The 14,704-nt window shown below is 41.6% G+C and carries 14 protein-coding genes; 2 read left to right on the top strand and 12 right to left on the bottom strand.

The genetic code is table 11. The features are described 5' to 3' along the window. Positions 1 to 14: 14 nt before the first annotated feature. The 3 genes from N521_RS13980 to xylA all read right to left on the bottom strand — a co-directional run bounded on the left by N521_RS13980 (position 15) and on the right by xylA (position 3,660). Complete coding sequence (locus N521_RS13980; protein WP_007500674.1) at positions 15 to 701, bottom strand: glycoside hydrolase family 11 protein; 687 nt, start codon at positions 699 to 701, stop codon at positions 15 to 17. Positions 702 to 795: 94 nt separating this feature from the next. Then, positions 796 to 2,289 carry a xylulokinase gene (xylB, locus tag N521_RS13975; protein ID WP_035391780.1) on the bottom strand — a complete coding sequence of 498 codons (1,494 nt, stop codon included), beginning with the start codon at positions 2,287 to 2,289 and terminating at the stop codon, positions 796 to 798. A 33-nt stretch (positions 2,290 to 2,322) separates the two neighbouring features. Continuing rightward, on the bottom strand, positions 2,323 to 3,660 hold the full coding sequence (xylA, locus tag N521_RS13970) for a xylose isomerase (RefSeq protein WP_017367424.1): 1,338 nt from the start codon (positions 3,658 to 3,660) through the stop codon (positions 2,323 to 2,325). 213 nt (positions 3,661 to 3,873) lie between these two features. Between xylA and xylR the strand changes: the two genes are divergently transcribed. After that, positions 3,874 to 5,034 carry a transcriptional repressor XylR gene (xylR, locus tag N521_RS13965; protein ID WP_025207484.1) on the top strand — a complete coding sequence of 387 codons (1,161 nt, stop codon included), beginning with the start codon at positions 3,874 to 3,876 and terminating at the stop codon, positions 5,032 to 5,034. 46 nt (positions 5,035 to 5,080) lie between these two features. On the opposite strand, the gene N521_RS13960 is transcribed toward xylR, so the two are convergent. The 3 genes from N521_RS13960 to csaA all read right to left on the bottom strand — a co-directional run bounded on the left by N521_RS13960 (position 5,081) and on the right by csaA (position 8,955). Then, positions 5,081 to 6,688 carry a glycoside hydrolase family 43 protein gene (locus N521_RS13960; RefSeq protein WP_035391777.1) on the bottom strand — a complete coding sequence of 536 codons (1,608 nt, stop codon included), beginning with the start codon at positions 6,686 to 6,688 and terminating at the stop codon, positions 5,081 to 5,083. Between the two features lie 25 nt (positions 6,689 to 6,713). Then, positions 6,714 to 8,105 carry a glycoside-pentoside-hexuronide (GPH):cation symporter gene (locus N521_RS13955; RefSeq protein ID WP_007500679.1) on the bottom strand — a complete coding sequence of 464 codons (1,392 nt, stop codon included), beginning with the start codon at positions 8,103 to 8,105 and terminating at the stop codon, positions 6,714 to 6,716. Between the two features lie 517 nt (positions 8,106 to 8,622). After that, on the bottom strand, positions 8,623 to 8,955 hold the full coding sequence (gene csaA, locus N521_RS13950) for a chaperone CsaA (RefSeq protein WP_035391774.1): 333 nt from the start codon (positions 8,953 to 8,955) through the stop codon (positions 8,623 to 8,625). A 244-nt stretch (positions 8,956 to 9,199) separates the two neighbouring features. On the opposite strand from csaA, the gene N521_RS13945 reads away from it, so the two are divergent. Beyond that, on the top strand, positions 9,200 to 9,679 hold the full coding sequence (locus N521_RS13945) for a hypothetical protein (protein WP_007500681.1): 480 nt from the start codon (positions 9,200 to 9,202) through the stop codon (positions 9,677 to 9,679). Here the strand turns inward: N521_RS13945 and N521_RS13940 are convergent. The 6 genes from N521_RS13940 to N521_RS13915 form a co-directional block, all read right to left on the bottom strand. After that, positions 9,676 to 11,301 carry a YndJ family protein gene (locus N521_RS13940; protein WP_035391772.1) on the bottom strand — a complete coding sequence of 542 codons (1,626 nt, stop codon included), beginning with the start codon at positions 11,299 to 11,301 and terminating at the stop codon, positions 9,676 to 9,678. The genes N521_RS13945 and N521_RS13940 overlap by 4 nt on opposite strands. Next, positions 11,294 to 11,899, bottom strand: a complete 606-nt coding sequence (locus N521_RS13935; protein ID WP_035391769.1) for a DUF4166 domain-containing protein — start codon at positions 11,897 to 11,899, stop codon at positions 11,294 to 11,296. The genes N521_RS13940 and N521_RS13935 overlap by 8 nt, the downstream gene beginning before the upstream one ends. Then, the gene (locus tag N521_RS13930) at positions 11,862 to 12,743 is read right to left on the bottom strand and encodes a membrane protein (RefSeq protein ID WP_035391767.1); all 882 of its coding nucleotides are present in this window, start codon (positions 12,741 to 12,743) and stop codon (positions 11,862 to 11,864) included. Before N521_RS13930 ends, N521_RS13935 begins: the two co-directional genes overlap by 38 nt. A 151-nt stretch (positions 12,744 to 12,894) precedes the next feature. Further along, complete coding sequence (locus N521_RS13925) at positions 12,895 to 13,467, bottom strand: TetR/AcrR family transcriptional regulator (RefSeq protein ID WP_035391765.1); 573 nt, start codon at positions 13,465 to 13,467, stop codon at positions 12,895 to 12,897. 3 nt (positions 13,468 to 13,470) lie between these two features. After that, positions 13,471 to 14,190: an MBL fold metallo-hydrolase gene (locus N521_RS13920; protein WP_035391762.1), complete on the bottom strand. Its 720-nt coding sequence runs from the start codon at positions 14,188 to 14,190 to the stop codon at positions 13,471 to 13,473. A gap of 37 nt (positions 14,191 to 14,227) precedes the next feature. Then, the gene (locus tag N521_RS13915) at positions 14,228 to 14,704 is read right to left on the bottom strand and encodes a GyrI-like domain-containing protein (protein WP_017359480.1); all 477 of its coding nucleotides are present in this window, start codon (positions 14,702 to 14,704) and stop codon (positions 14,228 to 14,230) included.

Below are 14,704 nucleotides of genomic sequence, written 5' to 3'. Positions count from 1 at the left end.
TTTCTTTGACTTTTTTAGTTGCCAATAAACAGCTGATTGGTCATCACATTTGCACTTCCGCTGCTTTGGTAGCCTTCTACAGTAAATGCCGTTTCATACATTTTCCCCATTGGCATCCCTAAGCTTTCCCATTTTCTAAAATGCGCACTGACGGAGACCGTTCCGCTTGTACGTTTCGTTTGACGTACACTCCAATATTGCTTGAAGGTTGCGATCCCGATAATGGAAGGCTGATTGACACGGGTTGTTTCATAAATGTCATATGTGCCTCCATCAGCATAAAATGATCCTTTATACGCTCCTGTTGGACGATATGTGCCCCATGAATCAACAATGTAGTATTCTGCTAATGGAGATTGTGTCCAGCCATAGACACATAGATAGGAATTCCCGCCTGGGTTAAAACTTGCGTTGTAATTGATGGAGATGTTGCCAAGCTGATGGTGAGTTCTAGTGGAATCAAACTTTTTCCCTTTTCTAAATAAAGCATTTCCGATATTGTTCCAGCCTGCACTAAATGCCCCGCCGTTATTGAGTGTCATCGAGGTGTTTCCATAATCCTTCCATAATTCATAATCGTACCCGCTATGGTTACCCATTTCATTATTCGTAATGGTTCTCGCATGGGCTGGTACAGCCGTCAGTATAAGCGTCAGTCCAATACACATCACAAACAACAGTCTTAATTTTCTCAAATTCATCGTCCATTCCTCTCCTTTTTCATCCTTTTGATTCTGTCATCTCTAAGATGAAATGAATTCATCACCTCCTTTCATGCCCCTACTCACTACTAGATTATCGATACTGTTCTAGACCCGCATGAATGTCTCTTGTGTTTGTATAAATGCTTTGATACAAACGAAAGAGATGATCATATACATCGACATGCTGTTGATTTGGTGTAAATACGGCTGCTTGATGGATAAACTGATCCGCGCACGCCTCAAGTGACTCGTACCAGCCGCATCCAACTGCTGCAAGCATCGCTGCACCTAACGCGGGCCCTTGCTCATTTTCAAGCTGTATCACCTCAGCTTGAAAAATGTCTGCCTGCATTTGAAGCCATGTATGACTTCTCGCACCTCCACCAATAGACACGATGGAATCAATGCTTTTTCCCGCGTGCCTGAATAAAGCGATCGATTCATTTAATGAAAAAGTGATTCCTTCAAGCACAGCTCTAACCATATGCGCTTTTTCATGCCGGCTGTCTAATCCAATGAAGCTTCCACGAATGACTGAATCTGCATGAGGCGTTCTTTCCCCAACTAAATATGGCGTAAATAGCAATCCATTTGCGCCAGGCGCTATATCCTTTGCTCCGGCTAAAAGGTCTTTAAACGAATCATTTGGAGCAAGTAAAGATTTAATCCAATCGAGGCTATAACCTGCTGACAAAGTGACTCCCATTGTATAAAAAGCGTCTTTTTTTGCATGATGGAACAAATGCAAGTTTCCATTCAGCTCTCTGTTATGATTTTCTTCATAGGAAAGAATGACACCTGATGTGCCAATGCTGCATAGTGTGTGACCTGATGATAAAATGCCGGCACCAATGGCACCGCAAGCATTATCCGCTCCACCCGCAAAAACCTTCACATCTTCTGTCATCCCGGTTGCCTTTGCGATCTGTGGCAAGAGTGTTCCAACCTCCGCCTCCGACGAAACGAGCGGCGGGCAAATACGAAGCGGAATATCAAAGGTTTTGCAAATCTCCTCACTCCATGTTTGTTCTCCAATATCCAACAGTAACGTACCAGCCGCATCAGAATAGTCCATATGAATAGCGCCGGTTAATCGATATCTGACATAATCTTTTGGAAGTAAAAACAAATGGATTCGTTGATCAATTTCTGGTTCGTGTTCCTTTACCCATAACAACTTTGGCAGTGTAAATCCTTCTAACGCCTGGTTTTTTGTGATCGCTTGCAGCCTGCCTCCTAGCTTTTCTGTCATGCGCACGCATTGCGGTGTTGTTCTTGTGTCATTCCACAAGATGGCAGGCCTGAGCACTTGAAGGAATTCATCTAATAAAACAAGTCCGTGCATTTGTCCAGAAAAACTGATGCCTTCTACTTGCCTTGACTGAACAGGCTTTCTCTCCATAAGTTCTGTCATCGCGGCCATCGTCTGCTCTACCCAGTCTTCAGGATTTTGCTCACAATAACCTGGTTTGCTTTGAATGAGGCGGTAAGATTTAGTCGTCTCGCAGCATACCTTCCCGCTCTCATCTACTAATATCGCTTTAACTCCGCTCGTTCCAAGATCAATTCCCATCACATACTTCATGTGTTCACTCCTTCAAAACATCAGCCCGCTCCATTAATCTTCTAACAAATATTGATTCAATCTGGCTTTCAGCTGTTCCTCTCTGCCAGATTCGTTTCTGATGAGCGGATGTTTCAGTGCATATTCTTCTAATGTATGAAAGTTTGCCTTTCCTTCTGAAATCTCCCGTCCAATTCCTTCAGAAAAACTGCGGTACCGGTGCTTGATCACATCTTCAAACACACGGTCTTCTATGAGTCTATGAGCCACCCGCAGCCCTTTTGCGAATGCATCCATCCCCGCAATATGGGCATACAGAAGATCTTCCAGTTCAAAGGAGGCTCTTCTGACTTTTGCATCAAAATTGAGACCGCCTGTTCCAAGTCCGCCATTTTGCAAAATTTCATACATGGCGAGTGTTGTGGCATATAAATCCGTTGGGAATTCATCTGTGTCCCATCCTAGAAGGGAGTTTCCTTGGTTGGCATCAACGGAACCGAGCAGTCCATGAATTCTTGCTACACGCAGCTCATGCTCAAACGTATGACCCGCTAATGTCGCATGATTGGCCTCGATATTTAATTTAAAGTGTATATCCAATCCATATTGTTTTAAAAAGGCGATCGATGTCGCTGCATCCGTATCATATTGATGAGTTGTCGGTTCCTTCGGCTTTGGCTCAATTAAAAATTGACCTGTAAATCCAATTTCTTTTGCATAATCGACCGCCATATGCAAAAAGGTCGCCAAATGGTCAAGCTCTCTTTTCATATCTGTATTCAGCAGTGTGTCGTAACCTTCTCGTCCTCCCCAGAAAACATAATTTTCTGCGCCGAGTTCCTTTGCTGTTTCGATGCCCTTTTTCACTTGTGCTGCTGCATAGGCAAATACATCTGCATGACAGGATGTCGCTGCACCGTGAACAAATCTTGGATGCTTAAACATATTAGCCGTGTTCCATAGAAGACGAACCCCGCTTTGCTGCATGTAATCTTTCATTCTTTCTATGATGATGTCTAACTGTTGATTGGTCTCTTGAAGCGTGTCGCCCTCTGGTGCAATATCACGGTCATGGAATGAAAAATACGGGACATCCAATAGATCAAAGAGCTGAAAAGCCACTTCCAATCTAGCCTTCGCCAAATCCATTCCACTATAAGAATCCCATGCCCTTTTCATCGTGCCAGTTCCAAACATGTCTGTTCCATCAGCAGTCAATGTATGCCAATAAGCGACGGAGAATCGCAGGTGATCTTTCATTGATTTTCCGCCAATCATTTCGCTCGGATTATAATATTTAAATGCGAATGGGTTCTTTGAATGTTTTCCTTCATATTGAATGTTGCCAATCCCTTGTAAACTACTTAACGAAGTCATATTTGATTTGACCATAAGTGATTCCCCCTATATATTCACTTAGTAAGTTGATTCAACAAACAAATGAACGAGTTGACCAACTAATCTCTTTGAATTTTCCATATTTTTTAGTTTTTTAGAAATATTTTCGTTATAATAAAGTGAAAAGCATGTTTTATAGAGAATGAACTCGACAAAAAATGGCTTTTCTTCACTTAATCTAAAGACGAAACAAATGGAGTGGATACAATGGATATTGCGGATCAAAACTTTGTGAAAAAAATAAATCAAAAGCTATTGCTAAACGAAATTCTGCACCATGCACCAATTTCCAGAGCAAAATTATCTGAACGCACTGGGTTAAATAAATCGACCGTTTCTTCTCAAGTGAGTACATTAATGAAAGAACATCTTGTTTATGAAATCGGTCAAGGCGAATCTAGCGGCGGAAGAAGACCCGTGCTTCTCATGTTTAATAAACGTGCAGGTTACTCTATCGGCATTGATGTCGGTGTTGATTATGTCAACGGCATTTTAACAGACCTTGAAGGGTCGATGATTCATAATGAGCAGCTCAAGCTCCCATCCAGCACACCTGATGTGACCGTCCGTATTTTAATTGAATTGATTCAGCAGTTACGTTCACACATTCCTTCTTCTCCATACGGGCTGATTGGTATAGGGATTTGTATACCTGGTCTGGTCGATGCAGATGAACAAATTGTGTTTACGCCTCATTCAAAATGGAAAAATGTCGATCTAAAAACAAGTCTCCAAGACACATTCCAAGTACCGGTTTTTATCGAGAATGAAGCAAATGCCGGTGCATACGGTGAAAAAATCTTTGGTGCTGCTAAACATTATGACCATCTGATCTATGCAAGTATCGGCACTGGTATTGGAATAGGCATCATTATCAATCATCATTTATATAGAGGTACAAACGGTTTTTCTGGTGAAATGGGACATATGACGATCGACTTTAATGGACCGACATGTAGCTGCGGAAATCGTGGTTGCTGGGAACTGTATGCATCTGAGAAAGCACTGTTCCAATCGCTCCAAACAGATGATCAGCCATTCACCTATCAAGATATTGAGCGGCTGGCGAAGTTAAATGATATGAAAACACTCAATGCCTTGCGTAACTTTGGCTTTTACATTGGGGTAGGTCTCACAAACGTTCTGCATACCTTCAACCCACAAGCCGTTATTTTACGAAACAAGGTCATTGAATCTGAGCAGGCCGTTCTAAGTGTCATTCAAGATGAAGTATCCTCTAGAATGGATGCACAATTCAGCTCACGGGTGGAGCTGCTTCCTTCATCATTAGGACAAAACGCACCAGCCTTAGGGATGACATCTCTTGTCACTGAAGCTTTTTTGCGTGATGTCACGCCTTCACCATGATGGAATACATGTTAAAGAGAGACAGCCTTTAGAGTGTTGTCTTTTTTTATTCAGTTGTTTCTTCGTATCGAAAATACTTAAAATCGGCAGGCAGACGTTCACCGCTTGTGTCTTGGCACTGCATTCCAACAAAAGCCCCTGTAAAGAACCCCCCTCCTCGAATAAAATCATCTGACAAATGGGTCGATTCAAGCGGTACATCTATTTTTTCCCACTCTTGTTGATCAAAAGAATAAGAATACGTGTACGTCTCTCTCTGAACGGTCACTTTTAAATACACATACGGAATCTCGTCTGGGATGATGATTTTTTTAATTAGCGGCTGAGAAAAGGCCAGGTTTTCACACACAGATAACTCAAGGATACGGTCAAGCGCATCGTCATAAGTCACCTGAAGTGCAGTCCAATTTTCCGTATTATAATAATTCACAAGACCTGCCGCTTGCTGAAAGTTTTTCGGAAAGAAGGAAACCGCTGTCTCTGCTTCAAAATAAAAGCTTTGCCAGCGCCTCGCAACAAACGCTTGGGTAAATTTAGACGTTAAAGATTCCTGCCCATACAGCCTTAAATGATGAGGATTTTCCGTCACTGAACCAATCTGATCCGTAAATGGGATTCTTAATGTTTGGAAATGTCTATTTAACGATGAATCTTTAAATTCATCGACTATGTGATAGGTTGGAGAGAACTCTTTTACGCTCATCGCAGGCGCTTCAACCTCTAGGAGCCCCTCTTTTCCGCCTACCACATACGGCCAGCCATCTTTCCATTCAAGCTTTTGTATGGCTGTCTCTCTTCCTAAAGGGCACCAGCCTCTTTGCTGAAAAATGGATTCCTTACTTGAATGAATTGGACGGCCAGTCAGATGAGCCAAATACCATTCATTTGTATGCGTTTGTACAATGGAAGCATGCCCGCATTTTTGTAGTGGATGGCTAGGCGCGTGAAAAGCCGTTAAAATTGGGTTGTCAGGATGAACCTCATACGGCCCATCAATACGCGAGGAACGGGCGATTGTGGCTGCATGTTCGTAACGTGTTCCCCCTTCAGCTGTTAATAAATAATAGACATCATTGATGTAATAAAGATGCGGGGCTTCTGTCAGTTTGATTGGCGTGCCTTTAAAAATGACCTTCCGTTCACCGACCAGTTTTTTTTCAGATACACTATATTCCTGCAAGGCTATACCTGCAAAGGAGTGATGTTTTTCTCGATGGTCCCACAGCATATTCAACACGTATTTCTTTCCGCTTGGATCATGGAACAAGGAAGGATCAAACCCAGAACTATTGAGCCGAACCGGATCGCTCCACTCACCATCTACTGCATCAGCTGTGACCAAATAATTATGACCATCCTTAAACGGACCATCTACTACTTTAATATCTGAATAGATGAGCCAAAACTGACCATCCGCATAACTTAAACACGGTGCCCATACCCCGCCGGAATCAGGATTTCCTTTCATATCGAGTTGAGAAGTTTTTTGCAAGGGACGCGCGGCGAGCCGCCAATGGATGAGATCCTTCGAGTGATAAATTTGCACCCCCGGGAACCATTCAAATGTAGAAACCGCCATGTAATAGTCCTCTCCCGCACGGCAAATACTTGGGTCAGGGTTAAATCCTTTGAGCACTGGATTAGTAATCTTCAATTGAACTTCCTCCTCTTTCAGAGAACTACATTTTAAAATCGTCCATATGATCGATATACACCTTGTCTCTATTCTCAAGCTCTCGTATGACTTTTTTATGTTTTTCTTCATCTAGGTTATAAAAATTAATATCAACCATCGCTAAAATGAGTAAGCATACAGGAATCACCGTTGTCGTGATTAAAATGCCCAGTAAAGCTTCTGGTGTTTGCACTTGATTTGCAATATAACCAAATCGGTCAAGGACAAGCCCTGGAACGATGCCGCCTAAGGCCATCCCAAATTTAAAGAAGAAGCCAATCACTGCGTAAATCAGTCCACCCATTCTTTTCCCTGTTTTATATTCGCCATATTCAACGGTTTCAGGAATGAGTGCCCACATGTAAGCACCTGCTGTAATACTCCCTGCAGCCGCAACGAGCCTGAAAATAAGTATTAAAGTGATTTGACTCGGCGGGATCACAAGTAATGCAAGAAGGCCTACAATATTCAGCAATAATGAATAATTCAGCAGCTTTTTCTTTCCTAATAGTTTGTGCAATTTTGGAATAAACGGCAGCACCATTAAAGCTGGCAGACTGCCAATCAGGCCGTACCACTTCACTAAATCTTCTCTGCCGAGGTTATACGTCACATAATAGATCCCGACTGAGTTGCTGATCGAGTTCACACCAAAGATAATGATAAAGAAAATGCTTAACACAACAAGCGGACGATTCACTCGTAACTGGACAAAGAGATCACTGAACTTGATCTTTTCCTCTGGCTTTTGAAGTGTGACGCGCTCATTCGTACTTTTAAAACAGAAAATCAGTAATCCGCCCCCAAGTACACCGAGAAATGCCATCGTGATCTGCCAGCCAAGTGCTGTATTTCCTGTTGTATCACTCAAAAACGTCGCAAGAAACGGAACAAAAAAAGCAACAACTAAACCACCGAGATTTGCAAAAAGCATACGAACAGACGTAATACTGACGACCTCTTGGTTATTTCTTGTCATTGCGGAAGTTAAAGCACCATAAGGAACATTGATGAACGTGTATGTAAGCGATAAACCAACATACGTGATGTACGCATAAATGAGTTTTCCCATTTCGGAAAAATCCGGTGTCGTAAAACAAAGAATAGCAAGAACGGCAAAAGGTAACGCACCAAATAACAAATAAGGTCTAAACCGGCCAAAACGGCTGTTCGTTCGGTCAACCATCGCCCCAATAAACGGATCTGCAAGCGCATCGATGGCCCGAACCACCAAAAACATCGTCCCTGCTGCTGCTGCTGATAATCCATACACATCCGTATAAAAAAATAATAGATACGTAGAGACAGTTGCATAAATTAAATTACATGCGAAATCTCCTGAAGCATACCCCACTTTTTCAGACATACGAATCTTCTTTAAATTCTCACTCACCATGAGTTTTCTCCCTTCTTCACTTAGCCTCTTCTAACGGACAGATGGTGCAGGGCAGCAGCAATCAATAGGTCGAAAATAAAGCGCTTTCAATTCGTTGTAAAAATGAAGCTGAACAGCTCTTTCTTTCAGCTTAGCCCACATAGCAGCAAATCATGTGCTTTAAACAATAGATCAATAGATGATCGCCATCTTAGTTTATCGATTAAACAAACTAAGATGAATTCATTTTATAAAATATGATCTGACTTTTCAATATTTTTTGAAAAAATAATCCAAATAATTGATTTCTTGTCATTTTTTCTATGATATGAGGAGATGAACCTTCTTTTTATCTTCCAAAGACAAAGAGAACTCAAATAATGGTTGCATTCATACCAATCCCATGCTATATTAATCAAGCGATGAGCTGAATTGTGTAAGTCGGGTAACACGTCTCTTTGAGACACACACGAATGTGGCGTGTGGTTATTCCGCCTCAATACGCAAAAGACATCTTCTGATGAAGATGTCTTTTTTCTTACCCTATTTTGGTGCCATTTTCAACCGGCTCATCGGTGGCAAGCAGGACAACGTCTTCTTTTGACGGCATGCCTCCTAAGACAAGCACCTCTGATTTAAACCCGGCAATTCTTCTTGGCGGGAAATTGACCACTGCAATAATTTGTTTCCCAGTGAGATTCTCAGCCTGATAACGTTTTGTCAGCTGTGCACTAGATTGTTTTATGCCAATCTCATCCCCAAAGTCAATCTTCAGCTTGAAAGCAGGCACTCTCGCTTCTGCAAAGAACTCTGCTTCTACTATCGTCCCAACACAAATGTCTAATGCTAAAAACTGTTCAATATCTGCCATTAGAATCTCTCTCCCTTTCAATCTTTCATAAAAGATGACCACTTGTCTTCCACTAATTTCTTAATTGTAGCACACCCTACTCTTCTAAAAGAAAGGGTTAAAAAGACTATTCATTGAAAATCCTTTTTAGTTTACATAATCATTTTATAGTAGTCTATTAAATATTTGCATCATGAAAATGAATTCGGTAAAATGGCAAATAATCCTACTGCTTCCTCCCAAATATATCAGGGAGGGTTAACACTTGTTTACATTATCAGATATGTGGACGTTTTGCTGGTCGTTTTTCGTCATTCTTCCTATCGTTGCCATCTTGCATCAGCTGGGCCATATTGTAGTCGCATGGCTGTTTGGAGCAAAGGTTTCGTTTGCACTTGGCCGAGGCAAAAAAGTATTGAAAATAGGCGTCGTTGAAATTAGAAGAATCTATTTTCTAGATGCATTTTGCCACTATGAAGAAATGAGGAGAAATAACCGTTTCTCACACATACTTGTCTACTTAGGCGGATCATTATGCAACCTGCTCAGTGTTCTCATATTGAATACAATGATCGCCAATGATTTCCTGCCAGAACATCAATTTTTCTATCAATTTGCTTACTTCTCAGTCTACTATGTATTTTTTGCTTTACTGCCAGTACAGTATGCAGATCATCATCCGAGTGATGGGCAAGCGATTGTGAACATCATTCGTCACGGTGAACCATGCGACATCATTGACTAAGATGAGGGGCTTTCACTGGCGATTTGATACTGAATCGTTAAAAAAGGAATACCGAATAACTTCATTTGATGAATTGCTGTGAGACTTTTTTCCGTCTCTGCTTTCATATGAAAGCTTTCTTCCATTGGCAGTTTCATGGTGATGAAAGACGTATGCAAATACAATCCTTCATCGCCCGTACTGCCTTTTGGACTTTTACTTTTTAATAGAAAATCTTCCTTTTCATTCAAAGGTTTTAAAATTGCCGTAAGCTGTGAAAAAGGAAGCGGCAAAGCAATATTCATATAGACTGTCTCTTCATCATGGTGCTGAGCATAGAGCGCATAAAAGACTTGCTCGCCTTTCTCATTGCGCCTGACCCACACACGTACATTCTTCCTTTCTTCAAGAGGATGTTGAAATCTTGAAAGACTCCCCGGCATTTCATATGGCATTCGTGATGACCCTAAATAGAGCTGTCCTAGTTGTCTAAAAACAGGTTGAAGCAAAAAGACAAACGGCCTTACCCACCAATGAAAACAGACGGCTGCTTTTAACGTAAAGGACATCGGGTCTTCATAAAATCTGCGAATAACAGTTGACACACTCTCTGCTGAAAATGCCTTTCCATTTAATTGGTCAAGAGAATCGACTAAACCAATCTTCTCATCATGCTGCATGTGCTCATGTTGAAAAGACATGACCTGAAAACGACCGTGAACTCTCGATACCGGAAAATCCTTCTGTTTCAATCGATCAGCTGGTTTTTCAATCAACCATCCTATGAGGCCTGGTAAAATAACCAAACTTGCATTGATACTGCCATGAAACCAAATCATTTGATCCATGCTGATGTAGGTAACATGTAAAAGCATTCCGGCAGAATAAAGGAATGATAGGACGATCGTTCCCATTAACATGATGCTAGAAAACACAACGAACCCTTTTGCGACAGTTGAACGAAAAGAAGTTGTCATACATAAAATTCCATACAAATAAAGTGCGATCACATAAAGAACGACGCTGAACGTATCAAACAGGCGAGAATAGCTGATTCCCACAGCAATCATCACTGGCGACAGTAAAATAACCCAGCCACCCACTTTGTATAGCGTCGTCTCTTTTTTCCGCTGCCTCCCCAATAATCCATAAAAGATAGGGATAAAAAAAGCCGAATAATGAAAATGAATAGCGGTCAAAAGTACAATCATCGGTGAAAATGTCATCACTTGTATATCTGCTATGTACAGCCAGAACCAAAGCCCACCTAGAGCGATATACATACATGCGCCATCGATCATCAGCTCATGAAGCGGATGGGCCCCTCTTTTCAGCAAACGAGTGAAACCAAATAAAGCCAGAATCATTGTAAAGAAAAGCCATCCCAATGCAAGCCAAAGAGAATGATAGATGAATGCGCCTGTTGCACATAGAGCTGCTACTGGAAAGGCTTTCATTATGAAGCCGATCAGCCCCTTCTGCTGCCGTTTCTTCTCTTCCTGATAAAAAAAGTGTAAGAAAGCGGGAAGAAAAAATAACATCGCAATCAAAACAAAAAATTCTGGTATGGGAGCTGTCGTCAAACGTGTAAGGAGAAAGCAAGCCATCAACACGATGCTACACATCAAATGCCATTTATTCATGAGATGACACCCTTTCCGTAAACCGGCCCTTATACGTAAAAAGAGTGCCAAAAAGGCGATTTTTCACTTGAACATCAATCGTATACTCACCTGCATGCTCATCGTACCCTTCTGTTACATCAGATTCACCGTAAAGCCAAGAAGGCAGTGGCCACTCCCGCCCAAACAGCAAAAACTTTTGCTTACCTGATTGAATGTGCAAGAATCCTTTTTCCGTGACTGTAAAATGAAGCTCTGACACAAGAAGCCTAGGTTTTCCAAAGTAGTCTAGTACTTGATGGCTCTTCTGATCAATGATCATATCTGCATCAAAATGTCTTTCCTTGTCAGGAAAATAGAACGTTCGAAACCAGTGCATCCCTTCTTCTCCCTTACTTGTCGTAAAAGGCTTGTTCACAATTTGGAAGGGAATATTTCGCCCTCTTTCAGGAAAAAAACAGCGAAACAATGGACCGATTTTGAATAACAATCGGATGAGCTTTGTCCCGCCTCCTATTTCCTCCATGATGCCTTCGGCCGTAAACGCGCGGTTATAACGTTCTTTTAATGCTGGATGCAGCTTATCGTAGTCTTTTACTTGATGATGATGAACGACCATGTCTACCTCCCCTTTTTCGTTTGATCGAAAACACATCTACACAATCTTTTAAATTGATCATTCCTGCAACGGATAAAATGAAAAATGCACTCAGCACCAGCGGCTCGTGCAGAGTCGTTTCTGGCGATAAAATCCCTATACCAAGCATCAGTAGCAGAAAAATGCTTTGAAGGATAAATATATATTTTTTTGGCAGTTTAGGCATGAGCCATGATACACCTAATAGCGCATAAAACAATCGAAATCCGGTGCTATGATCAAAAGCAGAAGGTGAAAAAGGAATGATCGCTTGACATAACCAGACGATGGCAAACAACAAACAAATGCCATAATGGGCAAGTGTTCTCTCTAGCAGCAAACGGGGATGCGTTCCCTTTTCAAGCCACGTCTTTAATGCGCCAAAGCTAAAGGCAGTCATAAACCCCATCATTGGCCGAAAAAAGAACCGGTCTGCCCATTTCCACCCTTTTCCTTCCTTTGTTTCATAATCAAATTGCGTTTGAAACACAATGTGATCATTCGTTTTCATGTATTTCCAATACCCTCCGCCTTCTTTGATGAAAGACAAAGGGTGTGATGATTTAAATTGAAGTGAGGATGCTCTTTCATGACGCTCATCCTTCACGCTCGTTCGATACGCTCCTGTCCCAGTTACACTAATGCCGAATCCAAGGTGTTTCTCATACAAAAAGGATTGGGGCTGTTCATCACTAGGTCCATTTAATGAAATGGTCGAAAATCGCAAATCCCATTGTTCATGAAGCTTTGGATTTTGCGTATACTCCCATACTTTTTCAATAGGTGCTTGAATGGTTGTTTCCACATAAACAGGCTTTCTTTTCATCTGCCTCTACTCCTCTATGTGAATTATTTCACATAATAAGCATACCATGTTTCACAAAACTGTCAAATCTTTATTGGTTTTTTGCCCAAAAAATGTTTTGATTTGTTTACATCTCCTTCATCAAATCGGTTCGATACATAAAAAAGACCTGTCAATGAGACAGATCTTCTTGCTCTTTGATGCCTGCAATATAAAGACGGACCGCATAGCTCACACTATCTTCAAGCTGTTCTTTCCGTTGAAATCCTTTTTTGTTTGAAATATCTCCAAAGCCGTGCAGTAAGCTTCTAAGCCCTCTGACGACATGCGTCATGTCCTCTTCTTTTACACCAAAACGAGACATGATGGATTGGACAAGATCAGCAAGATTCTCTGCAGCCACACTGACTTCTCTTTCATTCATATGTGAAAAAGCAGCCTCATAAAGGCCGGGATGCTGACGAACAAATTGAACATATTGTCTTGCAAATGCTAAAACAGCGTCTTCTTTTTCCAGCCCCGCTGTTACTTGTTTGCCGGCCTCACAAAGCATTGTCAGCCCCTTGACAGCAAGAGCTGCCTGTATTTCATGAAGACCGGATATATGGTTGTAAAGAGATGGTGGTCTGATGTTAAGCCGTTTGGACAATGTAGCAATGGTCAAAGCGGAAAAGCCCTCCTCATCGACAAATTCGATGGCAGATTCAACAATTTTTTCTTGTGTGATACCCATTCTTGGAGACATGGCTTACTGTCCTCCCTTTTGTAGCTGATGCTTCCTTTTTTCGATAGCGGCTTTGAGCTTTGCCTCAGGCTCTATGATGAGATCACCATGTCCTGCTGCGAGACAAGACAAGCGAAGTGCCAGTAATTTTTCAGCGCTTTTTAGTGCTGTTTCTGCATCCCAAGTGGCAAAAGCCGGGAATGGGAAGGTGAAGCGAAACTCACCCGTTACAAATAAACCGCCTTTTGTCACAACTGCATCACCCGCAATGACAACCCCTGACTTTTCATCGTATAAAGAGATGCTTCCTGGTGTATGTCCTGGTGTGGCAATGACTTTAAGTGACCCAATCTCGTCCCCTTCTTCAACAAGCACGTCTGGTTTTGTGAGAATGTCTTTTGAAAAACTGCCTTTGACTTTTTTCTCTGGTTCACCAGGAAGTAAAGAGAAATCGCCAGCAAACAGGCGAGCATCTCGTTTCGATAAATAAACAACTGCCTCTGGAAAAGCCTTTTTCACTTCATCTAGTGCGCCAATATGATCCATATGACTATGAGTCAGAATAATTTTGTTAATGGGTTTGTTTAATTGATGTGCAAATTCAATGATCGAGCTTGCTGCCATTTTCAAAGCTGCATCAATTAAGATGAGTTCATTCTCTTCCTCAAATACATAACAATTTACCGGAAAAATACGTGGCATGAGTGTAAGCTGGTGCAAACGGTCAAATGTTGTCAATCTCATCTTGTTTCCCCCTAAAACTAATGTCGTTAGTTTTATATTAACTAATAGTATTAGTTTTAGCAACTATTTTTTCATCGACTGCAATATAAATATCAACTTGCGCTTCTTTTGGATCAATCGATCGTTCGTCGTACCATTCAAAATCGCCAGTATATGTTCGCAAGTAACGCTGATCCCAGCTCCAAATCTGCTGCCATGTTTCAAACACAACCTCTTCAATCGGGCCCTTTCTCGTTTGAAATCTTGCGTAGGTGGAGCCTGGAATCTCTTTTGCATCTTGTGCTAGCTGCTGGTCAACCAATTGCCCCGCTGTGAACAAATAAGCGCCATTTTCATCCTTTTCATAATCTGAATACAGCCCTATGACTGGCGCATGTCCTCCGCGAAGCTGCTGCGTGAAAAATTGCTGCCAAAGCGGAGCAATCTTCCGCTCGTTTGTTTGCTCCATTTCATTTGTTGTTCGAACAGATAATCCCTTGATCCATTGTTTCTGTAAAATCACGATATCGTACAT

This window comes from Bacillus sp. UNC125MFCrub1.1 (assembly GCF_000701305.1).
Lineage (GTDB): Bacteria > Bacillota > Bacilli > Bacillales > Bacillaceae > Bacillus > Bacillus altitudinis.
Note: the sequence above shows the minus strand (reverse complement) of the source record. Positions and strands in the feature narration are given on the sequence as shown.

Coding starts and splice junctions, on each gene's coding strand:
- N521_RS13915 (WP_017359480.1), bottom strand. CDS start 14,704: ATGTACGATATCGTGATTTTACAGAAACAATGGATCAAGGGATTATCT.
- N521_RS13930 (WP_035391767.1), bottom strand. CDS start 12,743: ATGAAAAGAAAGCCTGTTTATGTGGAAACAACCATTCAAGCACCTATT.
- N521_RS13980 (WP_007500674.1), bottom strand. CDS start 701: ATGAATTTGAGAAAATTAAGACTGTTGTTTGTGATGTGTATTGGACTG.
- N521_RS13920 (WP_035391762.1), bottom strand. CDS start 14,190: ATGAGATTGACAACATTTGACCGTTTGCACCAGCTTACACTCATGCCA.
- xylR (WP_025207484.1), top strand. CDS start 3,874: ATGGATATTGCGGATCAAAACTTTGTGAAAAAAATAAATCAAAAGCTA.
- N521_RS13940 (WP_035391772.1), bottom strand. CDS start 11,301: ATGAATAAATGGCATTTGATGTGTAGCATCGTGTTGATGGCTTGCTTT.
- xylA (WP_017367424.1), bottom strand. CDS start 3,660: ATGGTCAAATCAAATATGACTTCGTTAAGTAGTTTACAAGGGATTGGC.
- xylB (WP_035391780.1), bottom strand. CDS start 2,289: ATGAAGTATGTGATGGGAATTGATCTTGGAACGAGCGGAGTTAAAGCG.
- csaA (WP_035391774.1), bottom strand. CDS start 8,955: ATGGCAGATATTGAACAGTTTTTAGCATTAGACATTTGTGTTGGGACG.
- N521_RS13955 (WP_007500679.1), bottom strand. CDS start 8,105: ATGGTGAGTGAGAATTTAAAGAAGATTCGTATGTCTGAAAAAGTGGGG.
- N521_RS13925 (WP_035391765.1), bottom strand. CDS start 13,467: ATGTCTCCAAGAATGGGTATCACACAAGAAAAAATTGTTGAATCTGCC.
- N521_RS13935 (WP_035391769.1), bottom strand. CDS start 11,899: ATGGTCGTTCATCATCATCAAGTAAAAGACTACGATAAGCTGCATCCA.